The following is a 22,215-nucleotide window of genomic DNA, read 5'->3' as shown; positions in this document are numbered from 1 at the left end:
GTGCCGCCGTGGACCGCTAACCGGCGCGGCCGTCGGCGTGCCGGTTTTGTTGTGGGCGGTTGGGCTGCTGATTAGGCTGGGCCCATGACGGAAACCATCGTGGTGCTGACCGAGGAACCGCTGAACGAGTCCGACCTGCAGAACCTGGGCTGGCTGGCGGGTGAGCAGACCGTCGCCGAGCAGACCACCTTCCGGGTGCTGATTCCGGAGGACACCAAGCGGAACCTGCTGCTGGATTTCCTGGAACGGCTCAGCATGCTGGAGGTCGGCACCGCGTTCCGCGAACTGGCCCAAGGCCAGCCGGATCCGGACGAGGCCCGGCACGAGGCAGCCGAGGCCAAGCGGCTCTCGGTGAAGCTGCTGGAAGAAGGCGGCTTCAAGGCCACGGTGGACATTGTGGAGGACGACGGCGTGTCCGCCCTGGTGGCGTACGTTGACACCCATGCGGCGGACCGCGCGGTGGTCATCACACGTCCGCACGCCATATCCGATACCTTCCACACCGACTGGGCCAACCGGGCGCAGGAGAAGCTGGGCATTCCCGTGCTGCACCTGTACTCGGGCTCGGGATACATTGGCGACTCGTGAGCGTTGGAGAGAATATGAGCAACACTGAAACCGGACAGTTCCCGGTGACCAAGAGCGACGACGAGTGGCGTCGCGAGCTAAGCCCGGAGGAATACCACGTTCTCCGCGAGGCCGGAACCGAACGTCCGTACACCGGAGAGTACTGGGACAGCCACACCGAAGGCACCTACAGTTGCCGCGCCTGCGGAGCGGAGCTGTTCACCAGCAAGGAAAAATTTGATTCCCACTGCGGCTGGCCGTCCTTCTGGGCGCCGCTGGCGGAGGGGACCGTCCGCTACCTGCGGGACGGCACGCTTGGCATGGAGCGGATTGAGGTCCGCTGCGCCAACTGCAATTCACATCTGGGCCATGTGTTCGAGGGCGAAGGCTACGCGACGCCTACCGACCAGCGCTACTGCATCAACTCGGTATCGCTGAAGCTGAAGAGCACAGACTGACCCCTGAGCCAATGAGGCCGGGACACGCTAGTTCGTTTCCCGGCCGTGATCAAGCCCGGCCAGCGCGAGCCGGGCTTCTTCATGTGGCCCGCTTCCGGAGCCGAGCATTACAGTTGCTTACCTGTCGCCTGTTTTGAAATAAGTATGGCTGTTGCGTTGCTACGCTCACTACATACTTCAACAGCTCGCCGGGACGTGCCCGGCCGACGGAAAGGCGAGGCAACGATGACCATCACCCCCACTCGCGCCACCTCCCGCAACGCACTGCAGGGCAACCCGGCACAGCACCCCGCCTGGCTGCGGCTCAAGCAGGCCGCCACCGAACTGCGCGGGCTCCAAGTCCGCGACGGCTCCGTTCCGGACGACGGCAACAAGGCGGCGGCGGCCCGGCACACGGACGCCATCATCGAAGCCGTCGAGCAACTGGCGCCGCTGTTCGAACACGACGCCGAGTACCTGGACAAGCTGGCCACGGACTTCCGCCGCTGGCGCGACGGCGGTTTCGGGGTCCCGGACTTCCTCGACTCGCTGCTGGCCTTCCAGCCGCAGCAGCACCGGATCAACGGGCTGCAGCATCTGGTGGTCTTCCCGATGTACACGCAAAACGGCAGCAGCGACCGACTGGTCGAGGCCGTGCTGATCGAAGTCATCTGGCCGGATTTCATCGGCGAGCTGGAGGCCGGCGCGTACTCCAACAAGCTGTTCGTGCCCATTCGGTTCCTGGACTTTACGGCCGGCTACGACACCAACTCCGCGGTGCTCTTCCCGGAGACCGTGGCCGTGCGCGAAACCCCGGCCTTCACCTGGGGCGCCATCTTCGCCGACCGCGAGGCAGCGCGTTTCCGCACCGTGGTCCGCGCCGCCGCCGAAATCACCTCGCTCCACCTGCCGGAGGACGCGGCCGCCTTGCTGGACGACCAGCGGCTGACGCAGGAAACTTTCGTGATGTGGGATCTGATCCACGACCGGACGCACATGCGCGGCGATCTGCCGTTCGACCCGTTCATGATCAAGCAGCGGATGCCGTACTTCCTCTACTCGCTGGAGGAGCTGCGCTGCGACCTGACCGCCTTCCGCGAGTCCGTGCGCCTGTCCCAGGACGCCACAGCCTCCGACGAGGTCCGGAAGCACGCCCAGCTGGTGCAGTACGCGGTGATCTTCGACCGGATCTTCCGCTTCGCCATCACCGGCAACCGGGTGCGTAACTACGACGGCCTGGGCGGCCAGTTGCTGTTCGCCTGGCTTCACCAACACCGGGTGCTGCACTGGACGGACGGCAAGCTCTCCATTGACTGGGAGAACGTGGCGGACGCCGTGGTGGCCCTGGGCCACGAAATCGAGGAACTCTACTGGCGTTCCATCGATCGGCCCAAGGTGGCGCACTGGCTGGCCGCCTACGAGATGCTGACCAAGACGCTGACCCCGCATCCGGCCTCGGTGTGGGCCAAGGGCCCCGACGCCCTCCCGCTGACCGGCCTCCCGCGCGAGGTGACCGACCAGGTGATGGACGACGAGTTCCCGCTGTCCATGTTCTACGAGGCCCTGTCGCGGAAGATGAAGCCGGTGATCGAGTCCACGTCCGGAATTACCGGAGAGGCGGCCTGACTTGGCCGGCGGCCCGCAGGCCGGCACCGGCGCGTCGCCGGTCAGCTCCGACCAACTGCTGGGCGCCGCACCCGGTCCCGGCGGGCTGACGGGCCTGAAAGTGGTGGTGGCCGGAGCGTCCGGCGCTTCCGGCCAGGCCGTCACCGCTGCCCTGACCGGAGCGGGTGCCACCGTGTTGGCGGTGGGCAGCAACCGGGACCGGCTGACCGCCGCCTACGGAGAGAACGACGCCGTTGCCTCCTTCGAGTGCGACCTCGCCGACCGCGCGGCGGTTGAGGAGCTGGCCGGTTCGATCGCCGCCCAGCACGGCGGCGCCGACGGCCTGGTCCACTTGGTCGGCGGCTGGCGTGGCGGCAAGGGCCTGACCGGGCAGTCGGACGAAGACTGGGACTTCCTGCACGCACAGCTGATCACCACGTTGCGGAACACCACCCGCGCCTTCTACCCGCAGCTCGAGGCGTCCGGATCGGGCCGGGCCGCCATTGTCTCGGCCACCGCGACGGAGTCCCCTACCGCGTCCGGCGCCAACTACGCAGCTGCCAAGGCGGCCGCGGAGAGCTGGATGCTCTCGGTGGCCGATGGCTTCCGCCGGAGCCAATCCGGACGCAAGGAGGATCCCGTCCCCCAGCGCTCCGCCGCCGTCGTTCTGGCGGTCAAGGCGCTGGTGGATGATGCGATGCGCCGGGCCGATCCGGCCAAGGAGTTCCCCGGCTTTACCTATGTGGCGGACCTGGGCCGTGCGGCGGCCGCACTGTTCGCCCTGGACGCGGCCCTGCTCAACGGTGCGCACATCCGGCTGGCCTGATCTGCGCCCGCTGTGACCGCAACCACCAATTAAGGAATACTGAAACACGTGACTGATTCCCCCCTGCTTTCCGGCTCCCTGCACGACACCGACCTGCGCGGCTTTGCCTCCGACAATTACTCCGGCGTCCACCCGGAGATCCTGACGGCGCTGGCCCACGCAAACACCGGGCACCAAGTCGCCTACGGCGAGGACGCGTACACCGCACGGCTGCAGCAGGTGATCGCCGGGCATTTCGGCGAAGCCGCCCAGGCGTTCCCGGTCTTCAACGGCACCGGCGCCAACGTGTTGTCGCTGCAGTCGCTGCTGCCGCGGTGGGGCGCCGTCATTTGCGCTGCTACCGCCCACATCAACGTGGACGAAAACGGCGCACCCGAACGCGTCGGCGGAATCAAGCTGCTGTCCGTGCCGACCGACGACGGCAAGCTCACCACGGAGCTGATCGACCGGGAGGCCTGGGGCTGGGGCGACGAACACCGTGCACAGCCGCTGGCCGTGTCCATCACGCAGAGCACCGAACTCGGCACGCTCTACAGCATCGAGGAAATCCGCGCGATTGCCGACCACGTGCACGAGCGCGGCATGAAACTGCACATGGACGGGGCACGGCTCTCCAACGCCGCCGCCGCACTGGGCACCGACCTGCGCAGCTTCACCACCGACGCCGGTGTGGACATCCTCTCGCTCGGCGGCACCAAGAACGGCATGCTCTACGGCGAATGCGTGGTGGTCCTGAATCCTGACGCGGCCCACGGCCTGCCCTACCTGCGCAAGATGAATATGCAGCTGGCCTCGAAGATGCGGTTCATCTCGGCCCAGTTCATCGCGCTGTTCGACGGCGACCTGTGGCTGCGGTCGGCGTCCCATGCCAATGCCATGGCCGCCCGGCTGCGCGCCGCGGTCGAGGGCACTACCGGCCTGTCCTTGACCCAGCCCACCCAGTCCAACGCGGTGTTTGCCGCGCTGCCGCCGGGCGTGGCCGACCGGTTGCGGCAGAAGTTCCGCTTCTACGACTGGGACGAATCCCGCGGCGAGGTCCGCTGGATGTGCTCTTTCGACACCACCGAAGAGGACATCGACGCCTTCGCCGCGGCCATTCGGAGCGAGCTTTCCTAGCCAACTTTCCGGCAGTGCCCGGTTCCCCCGGCTTTTCCGGCGCGCCTGCCTGACGTCCGGCGGCGACAGGCCTAATCTGGCACTGTGAGTGCGATTGATCTCTCAGCAGTGCCGCCTGAGTTCATGCGGGCGCTGTCGGCTTTGCGCCAAGCGCAATGCCGGAACGAACTGAAACTGGAGGAAATCCCGGCTCCCTCGCGGCTGGCCCCGTTCGCTGTCGCCCTCGGCGCCGAGGTGACTGCCCTGCCCGGCCCCCGGCCGCTGCACGGCCCCGCGGTCACTCCGCTGCAGGGCACCGAAGCCCAGGAACTGGCGACCGGGCGCTTCATCCTGCTGTACGACCCGGAAGGCTCCCCGGTTTGGGACGGTACCTTCCGGATTGTCACCTACATCCGCGCCGAACTGGATGCGGACATGGGCAACGACACCATGCTCGGCTCGGTCGCCTGGGACTGGCTGGTGGAAGCCTTGGAGAACCACAACGCGCCGTATCGCAACGCCGGTGGGACGGCCACTCGCATCCTGTCCGAGAGCTACGGCACGCTCAGCGGCCGGCAGGACTCCATCGACATCGAGCTGCGGGCTTCCTGGACGCCAGCCTCCGCCGACATCCGCTCCCATTTGGAGGCCTGGAGCGACATGGTCTGCACCTACGCCGGCCTGCCGCCGCTCCCGGACGGGGTGGCAGCCCTGCCGAACCGCCGCCGCAACTAGCGGCCCGTACCAACCACCGGCGGACCGGCGAAACCAGCGTCCGGCCGGCAACACGAGTGCTTTCGGCATCATATATTCGGCCCTGCGCATACTGCTGGCCTAAACTGAACGGATCATGAGCTCCTTGACTTCGGACGCGTCCGGGCACACCGGCCCTGACCAGAGCACTTCCAACGACGCCGCAGAACCCCAGGAGCAGGCTCCCGAGCTGATCCACCTCGACGCGCCGCGCGAAGGCGTCCCCTTGGTCATCGCCACTGAATCAGGGCTGCAACGTGCTGCCGACGCCCTGGCAGCGGGGACCGGGCCGGTGGCCATCGACGCCGAGCGGGCCTCCGGCTTCCGCTATGGCCAGCGCGCTTTCTTGGTCCAGCTGCGGCGCGAAGGCGCCGGCACCTGGTTGATCGACCCCGAGCCGTTCGGCGACCTGAAACTGCTCAATGACTCGCTGCGCGGCGCCGAGTGGATCCTGCACGCCGCTACCCAGGACCTGCCCTGCCTGTCCGAACTCGGCATGTGGCCGGACAAACTCTTCGACACCGAACTTGCCGCCCGGCTCGCCGGGATGCCCCGGGTGGGTCTGGCAGCGGTCATCGAATCGTTGCTCGGCTTCACGCTGGCCAAGGAGCATTCCGCCGCCGACTGGTCCACGCGGCCCCTGCCGGAGCCATGGCTGCGCTATGCAGCCCTCGACGTTGAGGTCCTGATCGAACTCCGCGAGGCGCTGATCGCCAAGCTGACGGAGGCCGGAAAGCTCGAGTACGCGCTGGAAGAGTTCGAGGCCGTCCGCACCGCACCGCCGTCGGCGCCGCGCGTCGACCCGTGGCGCCGGACTTCCGGCTTGCACCAGATCCGCGACCGCCGGCAGCTGGCCGCCGTGCGCGAGCTCTGGAACGAACGCGAAGCCCTGGCTGCCAAGCGCGACGTCGCGCCCGGCAGACTGATTCCGGACTCCGCTGTTGTCGCCGCCGCCAAGGCCATGCCCGCTACCGTCCCGCAGCTGTTGGAGACCCATGGTTTCCATGGCCGGGCCGCCCAGCGCGAAGCTCCGCGCTGGCTGCGGTGCATTGCCGCGGCCCGGAGCGAGACGGATCTGCCTCCGCTGCACCTGCCCACCAATGCTCCCCCGCCGCCGCGCTCGTGGGCGGACAAGGACCCGGCCGCCGCGGCCCGGCTGCAAACCGTCCGGCCCCGCCTTGCCAGCCTGGCCGAGCAGCTGGACATGCCGGTGGAGAACCTGCTCACCCCGGATTACCTGCGCCGCACCGCGTGGCGCCCGCCCGAGCCGATCACGGAACAGACCGTGGACGCCGCGTTGGAAGAGCTCGGCGCACGGCGCTGGCAGCGTCAGCTCACCGCCGGCCTGCTGGCCGATGCCTACGCCCATCCGGAGCCCCTGGTCGCCAAGGAGAGCCAGGACAAGCCGGACGGATCCGGCAACGACGACGGCGCCCGGGCCTCCGTGCGCAGGCGGGCCGGTGCCGGCGTCGCCGGCGCTGCAGCGTCCGCCGGTGCTGCAGCGTCCGCCGGTGCCGCCGCCAGTACCGCGGCGGCCGCAACGTCCGCCGCTGCCGCTGTCGGGTCCATCCGACGACGCCGACGTGAACGGCGCTCCCCCGCCTGACCTGGACGGCCGGCAGCACGTTCCGGGTCAGGCTCGGCCCGGCCCCGCGGGTCCCGTCCCGCCCGGCCTCTCCCGGTCCCTCGACACGGCGAATCCCCGGGCGGAAGCCGCAGCGTTGCTGAGGACAATCAGCCCCATGCCGATCCATTCGTTGGGCTGAAGGGCCTGGTGGAGCACTATCCAGCCGGCAAGTGCCGCCCAGACCGGGTTGATGCTGGTGAAGGTGCCGAACAGCTGGGCCGGTACCCGACGCAGCGCCAGCATGTCCGTCGCGTACGGCACGATCGAGGCCATCAACCCGCAGACAGCAGCAAGCGCCAGGGCTGCGGCGGTGGGCGGGTGCACAGCGAACCAAGCCGCCGTGATCGGTGTCCAGGCAGCAGCGGTCAGGACACTGGCCGCAGCGGTTCCCTGGAGGCCGGGCAGGCGTTGGCCGAGAGTGCGGTTGAGCAGGATATAGCAGCCCCACGCCGCCGCGGCGAGCAGGGCCAGCCCGATGCCGATGATGTCGCTGGTGCCGGAACCGGGATCGGTCAGCACCACCACTCCGGCGCCGGCCACGACGGCACAGGCGATGTCGAGCACGCGCCGCGAGCTGGCGATCGCCACGGCGAGCGGGCCGAGGAATTCCAAGGTAACCGCCAGACCGATCCCGATGCGCTCGACGGCTGCATACAGGCAGAGGTTCATCACGCTGAAGACGAGCACCAGTCCGAGCAGCGGCCACCACTCCCCCTTGCCCAGACTCCGGAACTTTGGGCGCACGATCGGTGCCAGGACCAAAGCGGTCACGATCTGGCGGACCGCCACCACGCCGACCGGGCCGATCACCGGGAATGCCAAGGCGCCCAGGGCTGCCCCGGTCTGGTTCGACGCCGAACTGGCCAGCATCATCCCGATGCCGGCGTGGCGCTGGCGCGCGGTCGCAGTCGCGGCAGAGAGCTGCTGACCGCCGTCGGCAACCATGATGCCGCGGGCGGTGCTACCGGGTGTCTCCATGCGGCCACGGTAAGCTCCCGCCAATGCATCAACCTAGTGCATGTTTTGTCGCAGCCATACGCTTGGGTTATGGAATGGAGCCTGCGGGAACTGCGATTTTTCCTGACCGCCGCCGAAGCGGGATCGTTTACCGAGGCAGCGGCGCAGTTGCATGTCTCGCAGGCGGCTGTCTCGCGCACCATCGCGGCCCTGGAGAAGACCGCCGGGGACAGGCTGCTGCGGCGCGTGCCACGCGGTTGCGAGCTGACAAGCACCGGACAACAACTCCTGCCGCAGGCACGCCGGGTACTGTCCGAGGCCGACCGGTTCAGCGAGTTCCTCACCTCCCGCCACAGAATCCTCCGGCTGGGATATGCCTGGGCGGCCCTCGGGCGGCACACCACGCGCCTGCAACGGGATTGGGCCAAGCAGCACGATTCCATCGACTTGGACCTGGTCCGGCACAACTCACCGACCGCAGGCCTGGCCGAAGGACTGTGCGATGTGGCGATCGTCCGGCGGCCGGCCGATGAGAAGCGCTTCGACTCCCTCGTGGTGGGACTGGAACGCCGGCTGGTTGCCTTTGCTTCCGACGACCCGCACTGGTCGCGACGACGCCAGCTGAGCATGGCCGAGATAGCCGACCGCACCGTGATCATCGATCCGCGGGTCGGGACGACCAGCGGCGAGCTCTGGACCGGCGCCGACCATCCGCCCCGGTTTCTGGAATCCACCGACGTCGACAACTGGCTCGACGCGATTGCCGCCGGGCGCGGCGTGGGCACTACCGCCGAGGCCACCGCCCACCACCATGTCCGCCCCGGCGTGTCCTACCGGCCCATCAAAGACGGTCCCCGCATCGCCGTCAGGCTCGCCTGGCGGCGGGATGACCGGCCCAACGGGCTGGAGGACCTGGTGGATGCCGTCACCCGGCTCTACGCGACCGCTTAGCTGCACCCCCCAGGCTCGCCGCCGCCCGGCGCAGCCACCGGCACTCGACCACCCGCTGTCACCCGCCGTCGGCGTCCGGGCATGGTCAGGACTGCCAAGCTGGCGATGACCAGAAGGATACCGCTCCAGCCCTGCAGGGGCAGGCGTTCGCCCACCACCAGCACCGCCAGCACGGCGGCCACCACCGGCTCGGCGAGGGACAGCGTGGTGGCGGTGCTTGCGCGCACCCGTGCGAGGCCAAGGCCGAACAGCACGTAGCCTGCGAACATCGGCACCAAGGCCATGTAGCCCCCCACGGCGGCGTTGCTCCAGGACGCCAGCAGCGGAGCCCCGGTGGCCAGCAGCACCGGCATCAGCAGCAGCCCGCCGACCCCGAACATCGCCCCCATGGCGGCACGGGCCGGCACGCCGCCGCCGATGATGCGGTGGGCAGCCCAGGAATAGAGGGCATACGTCAGTCCGGCCACCAGGCCCAGGCCGATCCCGGCCAGCGTGCCGCCCCCTCCCGGGTCTCCGGCACCGGCGGCGGAATGGCCGCCGCTTCGCGCAGCGGCGAAGCAGAGCAGCGCGGTGCCGGAAAGTCCCAGCAGCGCGGCACCGCCCCAACGCATACTCAACCGATGCCGGTCGAAGGCACGCTCAATCAGGGCAGAAGCCAGCGGTGCCGAGCCGATGCTCACCACCGTGCCCACGGCCACGCCGGCCAGATGCATCGAACTGTAGAAGGCCAGCGGGTACACCGCCACAGCCATCGCCCCCAGCAGCACCAGTTTCCATTTCCCTTGGAGCTGCAGACGGGCGCGGCCCATGGGGCGCAGCGCAGTCAGCGCTTGGAGCAGCCCGCCCACGCCCATCGCCACGGCGCCGATGGCCAGCGGCCCGGCGTCGGGCGCAAAGGTGGCGGCCGTACCGGTGGTTCCCCAGAGCACGGAGGCCGCCAGCACCAGGAGCGCACCGGAGACCGCGCCGGGATGCGCCCGTACCTGCCGGTGCGGCTGCTGTAGGTCCATTGCTCCTCGCCGGGTTGCCACTAGGGCCAGCCTATACGCGGCACCTCACAGCGCTGCGGCCAGGTGCCGCTTGCTGGGCATGTTACCCACGGGTAACATGTGGCTGGTACTGTGTCCCGCATCTCATGGAGGTTCCAGGTGAGCCCAGCATCCGCGCCCCGTGCCCTGCGTGATGTCGTCTTCGTCGACGGCGTGCGCACCCCGTTCGGCAAAGCGGGTGAGAAGGGCATTCATGCCGGCACCCGGGCGGACGACCTGGTGGTCAAATGCGTCCGCGAACTGCTGCGCCGCAACCCGTCGCTGCCGCCCGAACGCATCGACGACGTGGCCATCGCCGCCACCACCCAGACCGGCGACCAAGGCCTGACCCTTGGGCGCACCGCGGCGTTGCTGGCCGGGCTGCCCCGCTCGGTGCCCGGCTTCGCGATCGACAGGATGTGCGCCGGTGCCATGACTGCGGTGACGACGACGGCAGGCGGCATCGCGTTCGGCGCGTACGACGTGGTGGTGGCCGGCGGCGTCGAACACATGGGCAACCATCCGATGGGCCAGGGCGTGGACCCGAATCCGCGGTTTGCCAGCGAGCGGTTGGTGGACCCCGCCGCGCTGAATATGGGCAACACCGCGGAGAACCTGCACGACCGTTTTCCCGACATCACCAAGGAACGCGCGGACGCCTACGCCGCCGCCAGCCAGGCGAAGCTCGCAGCTGCCTACCAGGACGGCAAGATCCAGCCGGATCTGGTGCCGGTCGCCGGCCGCAAGCCAGGCGAGGGGTGGTCGCTGCACAGCGCCGACGAACCGCCGCGTCCGGGCACCACGCGTGAGGACCTGGCTGGTCTCCGCACTCCCTTCCGTCCGCACGGCCGCGTCACCGCCGGCAATGCCGCGGGACTGAACGACGGAGCCACTGCTTCGCTGCTCGCCTCCGCCGACGCCGCTGCAGAGCTGGGCCTGCCCGTGAAGATGCGCCTGGTCTCCTACGCCTTCGCTGGGGTGGAGCCCGAAGTGATGGGCATTGGGCCGGTCCCTGCCACGGAGAAGGCGCTGAAAATGGCCGGCCTGGACATCGCGGACATCGGTTTGTTCGAGATCAACGAGGCCTTCGCGGTCCAGGTCCTCTCCTTCTTGGACCACTACAACATTGCCGACGACGATCCGCGGGTTAACCGCTATGGTGGGGCCATCCCCGTCGGGCATCCATTGGCCGCCTCCGGGGTGCGGCTGATGACCCAACTGGCCCGCCAGTTCGAAGACGATCCGTCGGTCCGCTACGGGCTGACCACCATGTGCATCGGGCTGGGCATGGGCGGGACTGTGATCTGGGAAAACCCGCACCATCAGGACTATTCGGGCCGCAGCCAGCACACTGCTGCCGCAAGCGCTGCCGTATCCGCAGGAGAGGACGACCACGCATGACCGCCGCAGACTTCACCGCCTTGGCCGCCAAGTTCCCGGACGAGACCGTTACCCACTCCTACGTCCGGGATGTGGAGCTGCCGGGGGCCGGGACCGTGGCCCTGCTGACCTTGGACAACGACCTGGACCACCGCAAGCCCACCACGCTCGGACCTAACACCTTGGTGGAACTGGGCACGGCACTCGAACGGCTCAAGGCCCGGGCGGCGGCGGGCGAGATTTCCGCGGTCGCCGTCACCGGCAAGCCCTACTACTTGGTGGCCGGCGCGGATTTGAGCTCGGTAGGAAAGCTGACCGATCCGGAAGACGGACGGGCCATGGCGCGGCTGGGCCATGACGCCTATGCCACGCTCGCGGCCATGGGCGTGCCGACGTTCGCGTTCATTAACGGCGCGGCGATGGGCGGCGGGCTGGAGATCGCGCTGGCCGCCGATTACCGCACGGTCTCCGCCGGCGCCAACGGCATCTCGCTGCCGGAAGCCTTCCTGGGCCTGATCCCCGGCTGGGGCGGCGTGTACCGGCTGCCGCGGCTGATCGGCCCGGCCAACGCGGTCAAGGTAATGATCGAGAACCCGCTGAGCAACAACAAGATGCTCAACGGCCGGGCCGCCCACCAGCTGGGCATCGCCGACGCGCTGTTCGAACCGGCGGACTTCCTCGAACAGTCGCTGGCCTGGGCCGCACAAATCCTGGCCGACGACGACGCCCGCCGTCAGCTGGCCGTTCGCCGCGCGGAGCACTCCACCGCAACCGAAGCCGACTGGGACCAGGCCATCGCCGCCGGCCGCGCCTTCATCGACGCCAAGACCGCCAACGCCGCGCCCGCACCGGCCAAAGTGCTGGACGTGATGGAAGCCGGCCGCGGCAAAAGCCAGCAGCAGTCCGCCGACCTGGAAGTGGAGGCGCTCGCCGAACTGATGCAGACCCCGCAGTTCCGGGACACCGTGTACGCGTTCCTGGAGCTGGTGCAGAAGCGCTCCAAGCGTCCGGCCGGCGCGCCGGACCCGCAGCTGGCCCGGCCGGTCACCAAGGTGGGCGTGGTCGGCGCCGGCCTGATGGCCAGCCAGCTGGCCCTGCTGTTCGCCCGCCAGCTGAAGGTGCCGGTGGTCATGACGGACATCGACCAGGCCCGGGTGGACAAAGGCGTGGGCTACGTCCACGCCGAAGTGGACAAGCTGCTGGCCAAACACCGCATCTCGGCCGATGCCGCCAACCGCACCAAGGCCCTGGTCACCGGTTCGGCCTCCAAGGAAGCCTTCGCGGACGCCGACTTCGTGATCGAGGCCGTGTTCGAGGAACTGTCAGTGAAGAAGCAGGTCTTCGCCGAAGTGGAGGCCGTGGTCTCCGAGGACTGCATCCTGGCCACCAACACCTCCTCGCTCTCCGTCACCGAGATGGCAGCGGACCTGCTGCACCCCGAACGCGTGGTCGGCTTCCACTTCTTCAACCCGGTGGCCGTCATGCCGCTGCTGGAAATCGTGCGGGCACCGAAGACCAGCGACGCGGTCCTCTCCACCGCCTTCGTGCTCGGCAAGGCGCTGAAGAAGACCACCGTGCTGGTCCAGGATGCCGCAGCCTTCGTGGTCAACCGCGTCCTGCTGAGGCTGATGGGCGAAGTGGCGAACGCCTTCGACGAAGGCACCCCCGCCCAAGTGGCCGACACCGCCCTCAAGCCGATGGGCCTGCCGATGACGCCGTTCACCCTGCTGGCCATGGTCGGCATCCCGGTGGCCCAGCACGTCACCGAGTCCCTGCACGCCGCGTTCGGCGAACGCTTCCGCGTCTCCGCCAACCAGCAGCGGCTCATCGACCACGGCATCAAGTCCCTGTGGACCACTGACGAGGACGGCCGGCAGGCCATCCCCGAAGCCACGCTGGCGCTGCTGGAATTCGGCGACTCCCCCAGCACCGCCGAGCAACTGCTCCGCCGCACCCAGGACGCCCTCGCCGAGGAAATCGGCCTCATGCTCGACGAAGGCGTGGTCACCGCACCCGAGGACATTGACCTGTGCATGATCATGGGCGCCGGCTGGCCGCTGCATCTGGGCGGCATCACCCCCTATCTGGACCGCGTCGGAGCCTCCGAACGGGTCAACGGCCGCAAGTTCCACGCTGACCGGTAGGAGACGTCAGTAGGGCAACTGGCGGGACTGTCTGCCGCTGCGCCGCCGTCGTCGTCCTTTCGCAGAGGACGACGACGGCGGGCAGCCGGGAGACGCCACAACTCGCCGCCGGCACGCTGCCGGCAGCGAGTTGTCGCGGCGTGTTGGGTCAGGCGCGGGCCGGGCGCTGGATGGCCATGGCGCATCCCATCGAGACCAGCACCGCGACGACTGCCAGCAGCAGCATCCCGCCGAACCCGCCGCCGGCGGACTCGATCAGCATGCCGCTGACCACCGGCCCGATGGCGAAGCCGGTACCGATCATCAGGTTGGTGGAGTTCATCACGTGGCTGCCGCCGATGTCGGACAGGGATGCGAGCAGGTACGGAAGGATGAAGGTCCAGGCGAACTTGAAGACCAGGGCGGCGAGCGCGAAACGAATGAGCCCGGGTGCACCGAACAGCAGCGCCACGCTGCCGCCCAGCGCCAGGTAGCCGATCAGCAGGAACCATTTGCGCTTCGGGCTGTCGCCCAGGAAGGTTGCCACCAGCGGTGCCGCGATGCCCGGAATGGTGGCAATGGCCAGCACCAGGCTGGACGTTGCCAGGTCGATGCCGGCGCCGCCGGAAATCTGTGCCATGAAGGACCACACCCCGCTGAGGCCGATGTAGAACAGCAGCACGGCGGCCAGGCCGATCACGAACTTAACCCTGGAAGCCGCCGGCGCGGGGCTCTGCTCTGCTGCAGGGACATCCGCTGTGGCCAGGACATTTGATGCCTCTCTGGGACGGCGCAGCAGGTCGCCGTCGATCATCCGCACCACCGGCAGGCAGCAGGCCGTGAGCGCGGCCATGGTCCAGTAGATGGCGGAAACGTCGGCATCGGCGTACAGCGCCGGGAACGCGAACAGGATGACTGCGCCCATCAGCAGTTGGAACACCACGAAGACGCCGAAACCGCGGCTGGGGTTGGCCGTTTTCCCACTCAGCGTCAGGATGATCACCGTAATGGATCCGGCCGCCAGGGACGTCACCACGCGTACCAGTACCAGAAGCGCGAAACTGTCCAGGAAGCCGGAAACCAGGTTTCCGGCAATCGCGACAGCGGTGCACACGTAGGTGACCGTCCTGAGGTTCAGTCGATTCAGCCAGAGGTAGGCCGGAACCGTGGCCAGGCTGAACGCGCCCAATTCGAGCGAGAACAGCATGCCCAGCTCAGTGGGCGTCAGGCTGTACTGTGCGATCAGCTTGCCGGCGATCACCGGGGCGATCAGCAGCACCATGTAGAGGACCGCACTATAGACGGCGATGTAGGTGTAGATTCCGCGGTCGGTGCCGGTGGCAGGCCGCGCGGAAGTCAGCGTAACGGACATCAGTGTCCTTTCGGATTGGAGGAAAGGTCCGGTGGCTCCGGCCGGCAGGCCCAGCCGAAGCCACCAGGGTGATTCGGAGGTTTGGCGAAACGCAGTGGTCAGGCGTTGGCCTTTTCCACCTCCGTCGCAGCGCTTTCGGCTGCTGCGGCGTCGTAGACCTTGCGTCCGGCAAACCAGGTCTGCCGGGCGCTGATGTTGCGCACTTCTTCGATGGGGACGTCGTAGGGATTGTTGCTGAGCACGATGAAATCAGCGGACTTCCCGGGGACGAGCGAGCCGGTGACGTCATCAAGGCCCATCGCGTCGGCCCCGGCCGTGGTGTAGGTCCGGACGGCCTCATACAAAGTGATGGCTTGCTCTGGCCACAGCGTTCCCGGGAATTGGCCGGTGGGGTCCTGCCGGGTCACCAGACCGTAAATGCCTTCCCACGCGTTCGGCGAGACGCTGACCGGCCAGTCCGAACCGCCGGCGATCCGGGCACCTGCGTCGAGCAGGCTTCTGTTCGGCTGCATCTTCGACGCGCGGTCCGGGGGCAGCACGGCAGCGATGGCCTCGGAGATCACGCCGGGGAACCAGAGCGATGGCGAAATATCGGCCGTCACGTCCAGCCGGGCAAAGCGTCCGATATCGTCCGGATGCACGAACTGACCATGCGCAATGTGGTACTTCGGCTCGGTGTAACCCGCAGCCCGCACCTTCTCGACGGTGTCCAGGACCAGGCGGACTGAGGCGTCGCCGGTGCAGTGGATCTTGGCGGAAATTCCGCGCGAGGCTGTACTCATCAGCCATTCCTCCAACTCCGCCGGATCCATGGTGGTGCCGCCGCAGTGGCATTCCGGGAAGCCGGCCACCGGCAGATACGGCTCGATGAAAGCTGCCGTGCCGGCCGGCGGAACGCCGTCGAGGAAGATCTTGATGAAGTCCGGCCGGTGGTGGCGCGACCGCGTCTCTTCACGGTGGGCAATAATGCCTTCGCCCAAGGGCTGGGTGCCGAAAATGAAATCATTCGCCTGCATGGAGGTGACGACCCAGGCGTGCAGTTCGCCGTCGTCATCCAGTTGCTTGAGCGCACGCATGAGCGGGAGCGACGCCGCTGCGTCTTGGAACCCGGTGACACCGTAGGAATGCAGGATTTCGATGCCGCGCGCAGCAGCCTGGGCCAACTGCCCGGTGCTTACCGGCTGCAATGTGGCCAGTGTCTGCTCCACTAGCACACCGCCGGCCTCGATCAGTACTCCGGTGGCGGCTCCGGACCCATCCCGCAGGATCTGCCCGCCATCGGGATCGGGTGTAGCGGCCCCAATCCCGGCCAGCTCCATGGCCCGGGAATTGGCCCACCGGTTGTGCTTTGAATCGTCCTTGAGCAAGGCAGGACGGCCACTTGTTGCCGCATCCAGCCGTGCCAGCGCGTCCGGCGAGTTCATCTCGGTCATCAAGCCGGACCCCCAGCTACCACCGACAACCCACTCGTCCGGTCCAAGTCCCTCCGCATAGGAGGCAATTGCTGCCAGAAAGCCGTCCAGGTCAAGCGTAGGCGGCGCGTCCAGTTCAAACAGATCCATCTGACCGGCGATCATGTGGTGGTTGTGGACATCCATCAGGCCCGGCATGACGAAGGCGCCCGCCAGGTCCACGGTGAGGGTCTCCGGCCCGCGCAGTTCCTCGGCCCGTTGCCCGATCGCTTGAATCAGGCCACCGCAGACCGCCATCGCCGTGGTGCGGGGCACGTCCGCATCGAGGGTCTCAATCGTGCCGTTGACCAGCACCACATCCGCAAACTCTTGGGCCACGCCTTGCTCCTCGTTGTTGAATCGTTTCGGTCGGTCGAGCATCAGAGTATGTGTGACCGGAGCCATTCGGCTTGACTCTCAGAGCATGACGTTTGATTTCTACTGCAGGAGAATTACACGCCCGGAGCTTGATCGAACGGTACCTTCCGGCAGAAGGTACCTGACGTGAACCTTCCGGTCGATGCAGGCGTCTCTATGAATGACGGCGGGTACACCGGGGGCCGAGGCACCTTCACACACTGTCCTGTTCAGCAGCACAGCCTGATCTCCCGGAACACCCGCCGTCATCAGGTTTCCGCCAGCTCCGTTGGGGAAGGTCAGCCCATGAGTCTCGATGCCGGTCCAAGCAGACGCACGCTCCTAGGGGTTTCCGCGGCGGCCTGTTCCGCCTGCGTCCTGGCAGCCTGTGCCCCCTCGGGAAGCGGCAGCGGCGAATCCGCGACGGGCGGCGGCGGCCAAGGGTCCACGGCGCCCAGTGCCGCCAGCGGCACACCGGTGCAGGTCCTGAAGCTTGCGGACGTTGCAGTCGGGGACAGCTCGAGCGGTGAGGCCAACGGGCAGAAACTGCTGGTCTACCGACCGGATCAGGAGACGGTGGAAGCCTTCAGCGCCATCTGCACGCACCAGGGCTGCACGGTGGCGCCGGCGGGTGCCGAGTTCCATTGCCCCTGTCACGGCTCTGTCTACAGTGCCCAGGACGGCACGGTGCTGGACGGACCGGCACCGAAACCGCTGCCGCGCTATACCGCCGCCATCGACGGCGACTGGATCACCGTCACGCTGTGAATCCGCCACCTGTTCCACCGGCTCCCGCGGTTCGGTTAGAAAGATGCAAGGAAGATCCGGAACAATAATCGACATGACTTCCCCGCAGCCATCCCGCAGAGCCGTCCTGACTGTCACCACTGCCGCCGGTTCGGTGGGCGCGCTCACCGCGTGCTCGCCGTTCCAGGACTTCACCGGCGCGCAGGGCGCTGCCCCATCGCCCGTCGCCACCGATGGGACGCCGGTACGCGTCGGCAAGCTCAGCGACGTGCCGGTCGGCGGCAGCGCCAGCGGTGAAGCGAATGGGCAGAAGATCCTCGTCTACCGCCCTGATGAGACTACGGTGCTTGCCTACAGCGCGGTGTGCACCCACCAAGGCTGCGCCGTGACCGCCACGGACAGCGAGTTCGCCTGTCCGTGCCACAACTCCACCTTCGCGCTCGAGGACGGCACGGTGACGGGTGGTCCGGCACCGGCGCCGCTCCCCCGTTACGCGGCTGCCATCGACGGCGACTGGATCACCGTCACGGCCTGACGTTCGCTTCGGGTCCCGGATTCGGGCTCTGGCTCACGTCCTGGACCACCTCATTATGGCGAAGAAACCAGGGCTTAAACGGCGGATCGAACCGGGCAAACCGAGGCGGACCCGAGGCCTTCATACCTGCCCCGGCGATGGCTTCCTGAAGTTCACGGTTGCGCTTGGCGAAGGCAGCCCTGGACCCGCCGCCGGAAAAGCCAAGTACGGCTGCGGTGGAGCCAGCCACGGTCCGGATCCTGATCCTCGGGTCAACCGGAACGGGGGCCGTGTCTGCAGTCATTCCGGCTGGGAGCACGAAGGCCACCGTGTACTGCGACACCCCTGTTTCGCCGCTGCCGATGGAGTCGCCGCCTAACGGGCCGCTCTGCAGTACGGGCGCTGTCATCTGCACTTTTTGGGATGGAAGCTTCCGGGGCTCCTCACCGCTCTGGATAACAGGAGCGGTCATCGCCAGGGACTCCCGGGCCGTGTTTTTGCCGCTGATGTAGTTGAAAAGGTGGCGGAAGGCGGCATTCCCCGCGCGATCAAAGGACGCAGCAACTTCCATTTCTGCCACTGTATGTGCCGGGTATCGCCGCAACTCGAAGTCTGCGTACCGCCTGACAAGCTCGTAGGGCTGGCGTTCAGTCATGGTCTTACAGACGATACGCCCGATAAACGGCAAGGATAAGGGCTCCGACGAGGCTCGCGTTCAAAGAGAAATTCCTGCGTCGCTAGTTGCCTCAGGTGGTCGCGGAGGGTCGGACGAAAGGAAAGCTCAGCACGTCGCGGATGTCCGTCCCGGTCAGCAGCATGGCCAACCGGTCTACGCCCAAACCCATCCCGCCGGCCGGGGGCATACCGGTTTCGAGGGCGTAGAGGAAATCTTCGTCGACGTCCATGGCCTCCATGTCTCCGGCCGCTGCCTTCAGCGATTGTTCCGCCAGACGGCGCCGCTGCTCCAACGGATCCGTCAATTCGGAGTAGCCGGTGCCGAGTTCCATCCCGTTGATGACCAAGTCCCAGCGTTCCGTCAGCCCTGGGCTGCTGCGATGCGGGGCTGCCAGCGGCGAGGTTTCCACCGGGAAGTCGCAATAGAAGCTGGGCAGGACGGTGGCAGGTTCTACCAGCTTGCCGTAGAGAGCTTCCAGCACGGCACCGGGCCGCCTGTCCGGACCGGCCGCTACGCCGTGGACCTGCGCCAGTCGGAGCAGTTCGGCGATGTCGGTCTGCACGGAGACCCGCTGCCCGACGGCGGCCGAGACCGCGTCCGTGACGGGAACCATCGGCCACCGGGCAGAGACATCGACCGGCGCGGATCTGTCGCGCAGCACCACGTGCGGCACCCCATGGACCCGGACAGCGGCCGCTTTGATCAGCCGTTCGGCCAGTTCCTTCATCTCCTTGTAGTCCGCGAACGGCCGGTAGGCCTCCAGGGAGGTGAACTCCGGGTTGTGAGTCGAGTCGGCCCCCTCGTTTCGGAAGTTGCGTCCGATTTCGAAGATGGGTCCGGCCCCAGCCACCAGTAGGCGCTTCAGTTGCAGCTCGGGGGCAACCCTCAGGGTCATTTCCAGCCCATAGGCCTTGCTGTGGGTGCGGAAGGGCCGGGCGTTGGCTCCGCCGTGCATGGTGTTGAGGATGGGTGTCTCCACCTCGCGGTAGCCTTCCTGCTCGAGCACCCCACGCAGGGCCGACACGATCTGCGAGCGCTCACGGAGCAGCGACATCGCCGCAGGTCGGGCAAGGAGGTCTGACGAGCGCTGCGGCACTCGGCGGACAGGATCGCCGAAGCGAGGGTAGGGCACAGGATGCAGGGCCTTCGCGGCCAGCACGAGGTCTTGGACCAGCAGGGAGGGGGTGCCGGTCCGCGAATGGCCGGGCAGTGCCGTGACGACCACCAGGTCACCGGTGTCCAGTGTCTGGTCAAGCAGGCGAAAGAGGTCCGTGCCGAGCGCGTGGCGCTCCAGGATGGCCTGCACCGTGTGTCCGCCGTCGACCAGGTCGGCGAAGAGCACTCCCCCGTGATGGCGCAGGGCGCGGATCCGGCCGGCAAGCCGCACCGGCCCGGAATCGGAACCTGGACCCGTCACAGCGAACTCAAATTCTGCCACCGAGGCCGGCACCGGCATTCCGACCGGGGACGGGTCCAGCCCCGCCTCAAGTAGCACGCTTCTGTGCCGGAGCCGGTGCCGGGCCTGAACGGACGACGGCCGAGGTGGCGCCGTCGGCTGCGGTGGGGCGACCGCCAATTGCCGGATCCGCTCCACTTGTGCCTCGTCCAAGCGGCGCTCCGGGCCGTGTCGGCGCAGCAGGAATGGCAGGAAACCTTCAGCCTGCCCGGCGGCTACAGCCACCCGCGGCAGGGTCAGTAGACCGTCGAAGCAGAAGTAGCGTGGCACCCACTCGGGCTGGTACTTGGCGTTGGAGCGGTAGAGGCGCTCCAACTGAAAGAAACGCTCGAAGAAACCGAGAACCGATGTGTTCAGGCGGGTTACTGCACCGGCGCCAAGCCGCTCAACATCGGCGAAAAGTCGACGAAACATGGCGAAGTTCAGGGACACCTCGTGTATGCCCAGCCGTTGGGCCTGGTCCATGAGGGAAGCGACCATCAATTCGGTGGTGCCGCTGGGCGATGACGGGGCCCGGCGCATGACATCCAAAGACACCCCGCGACGGCCCCAAGGGACGAACGAGAGCAGGCCGACGACGGCATCCTCCTCTGAGTGGGCGGTGACCACCACGCATTGGGCGTCGGCAGGGTCCCCCCACCGGCTCAGGGCCATCGAAAAGCCGCGGTCCGGTTCGCCTCCGCGCCATTTGTCGGCCAGTTCGCCCAGGGCTGCCAATTCGGCGGGCGGCAACTCAGCGTGCCGCCGTACCCGCACCGTTAGCCCTGCCCTGCGAGCACGCCGCACTTCCCGGTTGACGGCAGCCATAGACCGACTTGAGAGCGAGAACCGGTCCGGGTAAAGTACCGCCTCGTCACCCAGAACCAGGACGCCGAGTCCGGCCGCGGCGTAGGCGCGGGCGCCCGCTTCAGAGGCCCCGACCACCCCTGGCGTCCAGCCATAGCGGCGGGCGTGCTGCGTCCACGCGCGCGCGGCTGCATTCCACGCTACTGGGTCGCCGACAGGGTCATCCGCCGCCAGGCACACCGAACCGATCACCCGATAGGTGACGGCAGCACGCCGGTCTGGGGCGAACAGGGCCTCCTTGTCGCGTCGGGTGGCGAAGTATCCCAGCGAGTCGTGTCCGCCGTGGTCGGCCAGCAGGCCGCGCAGAGCCAGCTCCTGCTCCCCCGACCACGCCCCCGGGCGCCGGCCGGATCGGAGGAACACAAAGACGGTGAGGATGATGGTCGCCGCGAGCAGGAAGGAAGCTATCAAAGGGATGCCCGGCGGAACGTGCCGGTGGTAGTATAGCGACTCGCCGCGGAGCCCGACGGCGCGCAGCAATGCCGAACCGAGCACGGGCCAGTCATCGACGGCGGTCTTCGTGCTGGCCAGCAGCAGCAAATGCGTCAGGCCAGCGGAGAGCACTATCCCCGCGGCCAGGGTCAGGATTGCGGCCCGCACGGCGCCGGCACGGGTGCGGGCCGGGAAGGCAGGGCGCACCCACCAGACCAGCCACAAGGTGGCCAACGAGACGAGGATCCCGGTGACTTCCAGCACAGTGCCCCAGCCCTGTTCGGCCTCCGGCCCCCTAATGGGAAATGGCTCCCACCATTCCGCGAGAACCGCCACCGAGGCGAGCAGGCCGAGGACGGCGAAGACGGCCAGTAGCCAGATGGCCACTCGCAGCCGGCGCAGCAGCGCGCCGGTGACCAGGGCCAGCACCACTACAGAGACCAGCGACGGGGTCAGCGGAACGTTCAGGGCACCGAATACCACCACCGGCACCTGGGTGCCCCGGCCAGCCAGCCGGGCCAACCACAGCACCGCCGCGACGGCGGTGGCGGAGGCGTACAGCCAGGTCAGCATGCGAGCCCAGTGCTCCTGGGCCGGGCTGGCGAGTGCAGGATCCGGGCGGCGCCGGCCTGTCCGCTGAGTACGGCTGCCGCGAGACCGTGCCAGACTCATCCGCCTCCCGTCCTGTTCCTCAGCCGTGGTTTCAGTCCTTTTTTGGCGTCCAACCGGCGGTCTAAGATGGCCCGCACCGCCCCTTTCGTGCGAGGTCTGGCGGTGCCCTATCTGCAAGTTCTACGAGCCCGCCGCCCGGCCGTGTTGAGTCTTATCCCTGGTGCTGCTGGCCAGCGCGGTGCAGTTGAGGGCCGCCAGCACTGCAGCCGCCAGGCCGGTGCATTCGACCAGCACCGGACCCTGGTCCGGGGTCGGCTCGGAAATCTCGCGGCCGCAAGGACCCCTCTTCTCCGAGGGTGAGAGTTAACGCCTGCATGATCTCTCCTGAAGCGGAAGGCATTAT

18 protein-coding genes are annotated in these 22,215 nt (G+C 67.8%); 12 read left to right on the top strand and 6 right to left on the bottom strand.

From position 1 onward, the window contains the following. Positions 1-84 precede the first annotated feature (84 nt). The 7 genes from E4J89_RS05810 (at position 85) to E4J89_RS05780 (ending at position 6,889) form a co-directional block, all read left to right on the top strand. On the top strand, positions 85-588 hold the full coding sequence (locus E4J89_RS05810; protein WP_136785153.1) for a hypothetical protein: 504 nt from the start codon (positions 85-87) through the stop codon (positions 586-588). 14 nt (positions 589-602) lie between these two features. After that, complete coding sequence (gene msrB / locus E4J89_RS05805; protein ID WP_205754414.1) at positions 603-1,025, top strand: peptide-methionine (R)-S-oxide reductase MsrB; 423 nt, start codon at positions 603-605, stop codon at positions 1,023-1,025. Positions 1,026-1,250: 225 nt separating this feature from the next. Further along, positions 1,251-2,630 carry a DUF6421 family protein gene (locus tag E4J89_RS05800; protein WP_205754413.1) on the top strand — a complete coding sequence of 460 codons (1,380 nt, stop codon included), beginning with the start codon at positions 1,251-1,253 and terminating at the stop codon, positions 2,628-2,630. Between the two features lies 1 nt (position 2,631). Then, entirely contained in the window at positions 2,632-3,435 is an 804-nt protein-coding gene (locus E4J89_RS05795; protein ID WP_240691737.1) for an SDR family NAD(P)-dependent oxidoreductase, read from the top strand. A 39-nt stretch (positions 3,436-3,474) separates the two neighbouring features. Then, complete coding sequence (locus E4J89_RS05790) at positions 3,475-4,551, top strand: low specificity L-threonine aldolase (RefSeq protein WP_205754421.1); 1,077 nt, start codon at positions 3,475-3,477, stop codon at positions 4,549-4,551. 84 nt (positions 4,552-4,635) lie between these two features. Further along, the gene (locus E4J89_RS05785; protein WP_240691736.1) at positions 4,636-5,265 is read left to right on the top strand and encodes a DUF3000 domain-containing protein; all 630 of its coding nucleotides are present in this window, start codon (positions 4,636-4,638) and stop codon (positions 5,263-5,265) included. A gap of 115 nt (positions 5,266-5,380) precedes the next feature. Next, positions 5,381-6,889, top strand: a complete 1,509-nt coding sequence (locus E4J89_RS05780) for an HRDC domain-containing protein (protein ID WP_136785149.1) — start codon at positions 5,381-5,383, stop codon at positions 6,887-6,889. A gap of 27 nt (positions 6,890-6,916) precedes the next feature. Here E4J89_RS05780 and E4J89_RS05775 read toward each other — a convergent pair whose 3' ends face one another. Then, positions 6,917-7,888 carry an EamA family transporter gene (locus E4J89_RS05775; protein WP_240691735.1) on the bottom strand — a complete coding sequence of 324 codons (972 nt, stop codon included), beginning with the start codon at positions 7,886-7,888 and terminating at the stop codon, positions 6,917-6,919. Positions 7,889-7,957: 69 nt separating this feature from the next. Here E4J89_RS05775 and E4J89_RS05770 point away from each other — a divergent pair, with 69 nt between their 5' ends. Beyond that, positions 7,958-8,818 carry a LysR family transcriptional regulator gene (locus tag E4J89_RS05770; RefSeq protein WP_136785148.1) on the top strand — a complete coding sequence of 287 codons (861 nt, stop codon included), beginning with the start codon at positions 7,958-7,960 and terminating at the stop codon, positions 8,816-8,818. On the opposite strand, the gene E4J89_RS05765 is transcribed toward E4J89_RS05770, so the two are convergent. Then, entirely contained in the window at positions 8,815-9,828 is a 1,014-nt protein-coding gene (locus E4J89_RS05765; protein WP_205754412.1) for a DMT family transporter, read from the bottom strand. The two genes, E4J89_RS05770 and E4J89_RS05765, sit on opposite strands and share 4 nt — an antisense overlap. Before the next feature lie 138 nt (positions 9,829-9,966). Between E4J89_RS05765 and E4J89_RS05760 the strand changes: the two genes are divergently transcribed. Together E4J89_RS05760 and E4J89_RS05755 are read left to right on the top strand one after the other, a co-directional pair. Beyond that, positions 9,967-11,247 carry an acetyl-CoA C-acyltransferase gene (locus tag E4J89_RS05760; RefSeq protein ID WP_136785147.1) on the top strand — a complete coding sequence of 427 codons (1,281 nt, stop codon included), beginning with the start codon at positions 9,967-9,969 and terminating at the stop codon, positions 11,245-11,247. Continuing rightward, a complete protein-coding gene (locus E4J89_RS05755) occupies positions 11,244-13,370 on the top strand; it encodes a 3-hydroxyacyl-CoA dehydrogenase NAD-binding domain-containing protein (RefSeq protein ID WP_136785146.1) in 2,127 nt (708 codons plus the stop codon). Before E4J89_RS05760 ends, E4J89_RS05755 begins: the two co-directional genes overlap by 4 nt. Before the next feature lie 148 nt (positions 13,371-13,518). Here E4J89_RS05755 and E4J89_RS05750 read toward each other — a convergent pair whose 3' ends face one another. Continuing rightward, positions 13,519-14,721, bottom strand: coding sequence for an MFS transporter (locus E4J89_RS05750; RefSeq protein ID WP_136785145.1), 1,203 nt, complete (start codon positions 14,719-14,721; stop codon positions 13,519-13,521). Between the two features lie 98 nt (positions 14,722-14,819). Next, entirely contained in the window at positions 14,820-16,553 is a 1,734-nt protein-coding gene (locus E4J89_RS05745; protein WP_136785144.1) for an amidohydrolase, read from the bottom strand. A 282-nt stretch (positions 16,554-16,835) separates the two neighbouring features. Here E4J89_RS05745 and E4J89_RS05740 point away from each other — a divergent pair, with 282 nt between their 5' ends. Together E4J89_RS05740 and E4J89_RS05735 are read left to right on the top strand one after the other, a co-directional pair. Then, positions 16,836-17,297 carry a Rieske (2Fe-2S) protein gene (locus E4J89_RS05740; protein ID WP_136785143.1) on the top strand — a complete coding sequence of 154 codons (462 nt, stop codon included), beginning with the start codon at positions 16,836-16,838 and terminating at the stop codon, positions 17,295-17,297. Positions 17,298-17,370: 73 nt separating this feature from the next. Then, positions 17,371-17,811: a Rieske (2Fe-2S) protein gene (locus tag E4J89_RS05735; protein WP_169303928.1), complete on the top strand. Its 441-nt coding sequence runs from the start codon at positions 17,371-17,373 to the stop codon at positions 17,809-17,811. Here the strand turns inward: E4J89_RS05735 and E4J89_RS05730 are convergent. Continuing rightward, positions 17,801-18,445 (bottom strand): heme-binding protein, encoded by a 645-nt coding sequence (locus tag E4J89_RS05730; protein ID WP_136785141.1) that lies wholly within the window; start codon positions 18,443-18,445, stop codon positions 17,801-17,803. The genes E4J89_RS05735 and E4J89_RS05730 overlap by 11 nt on opposite strands. Before the next feature lie 91 nt (positions 18,446-18,536). Next, on the bottom strand, positions 18,537-21,872 hold the full coding sequence (gene lysX, locus E4J89_RS05725) for a bifunctional lysylphosphatidylglycerol synthetase/lysine--tRNA ligase LysX (RefSeq protein WP_136785140.1): 3,336 nt from the start codon (positions 21,870-21,872) through the stop codon (positions 18,537-18,539). Positions 21,873-22,215: the final 343 nt, after the last annotated feature.

It is taken from the genome of Arthrobacter sp. CAU 1506 (genome assembly GCF_005047635.1).
In the GTDB taxonomy this organism is placed as follows: domain Bacteria; phylum Actinomycetota; class Actinomycetes; order Actinomycetales; family Micrococcaceae; genus Crystallibacter.
This window is presented reverse-complemented; position numbering and strand designations above follow the sequence as displayed.

Coding starts and splice junctions, on each gene's coding strand:
- E4J89_RS05810 (WP_136785153.1), top strand. CDS start 85: ATGACGGAAACCATCGTGGTGCTGACCGAGGAACCGCTGAACGAGTCC.
- msrB (WP_205754414.1), top strand. CDS start 603: ATGAGCAACACTGAAACCGGACAGTTCCCGGTGACCAAGAGCGACGAC.
- E4J89_RS05800 (WP_205754413.1), top strand. CDS start 1,251: ATGACCATCACCCCCACTCGCGCCACCTCCCGCAACGCACTGCAGGGC.
- E4J89_RS05780 (WP_136785149.1), top strand. CDS start 5,381: ATGAGCTCCTTGACTTCGGACGCGTCCGGGCACACCGGCCCTGACCAG.
- E4J89_RS05775 (WP_240691735.1), bottom strand. CDS start 7,888: ATGGAGACACCCGGTAGCACCGCCCGCGGCATCATGGTTGCCGACGGC.
- E4J89_RS05770 (WP_136785148.1), top strand. CDS start 7,958: ATGGAATGGAGCCTGCGGGAACTGCGATTTTTCCTGACCGCCGCCGAA.
- E4J89_RS05765 (WP_205754412.1), bottom strand. CDS start 9,828: ATGGACCTACAGCAGCCGCACCGGCAGGTACGGGCGCATCCCGGCGCG.
- E4J89_RS05755 (WP_136785146.1), top strand. CDS start 11,244: ATGACCGCCGCAGACTTCACCGCCTTGGCCGCCAAGTTCCCGGACGAG.
- E4J89_RS05750 (WP_136785145.1), bottom strand. CDS start 14,721: ATGTCCGTTACGCTGACTTCCGCGCGGCCTGCCACCGGCACCGACCGC.
- E4J89_RS05745 (WP_136785144.1), bottom strand. CDS start 16,553: ATGCTCGACCGACCGAAACGATTCAACAACGAGGAGCAAGGCGTGGCC.
- E4J89_RS05740 (WP_136785143.1), top strand. CDS start 16,836: ATGAGTCTCGATGCCGGTCCAAGCAGACGCACGCTCCTAGGGGTTTCC.
- E4J89_RS05735 (WP_169303928.1), top strand. CDS start 17,371: ATGACTTCCCCGCAGCCATCCCGCAGAGCCGTCCTGACTGTCACCACT.
- E4J89_RS05730 (WP_136785141.1), bottom strand. CDS start 18,445: ATGACTGAACGCCAGCCCTACGAGCTTGTCAGGCGGTACGCAGACTTC.
- lysX (WP_136785140.1), bottom strand. CDS start 21,872: ATGAGTCTGGCACGGTCTCGCGGCAGCCGTACTCAGCGGACAGGCCGG.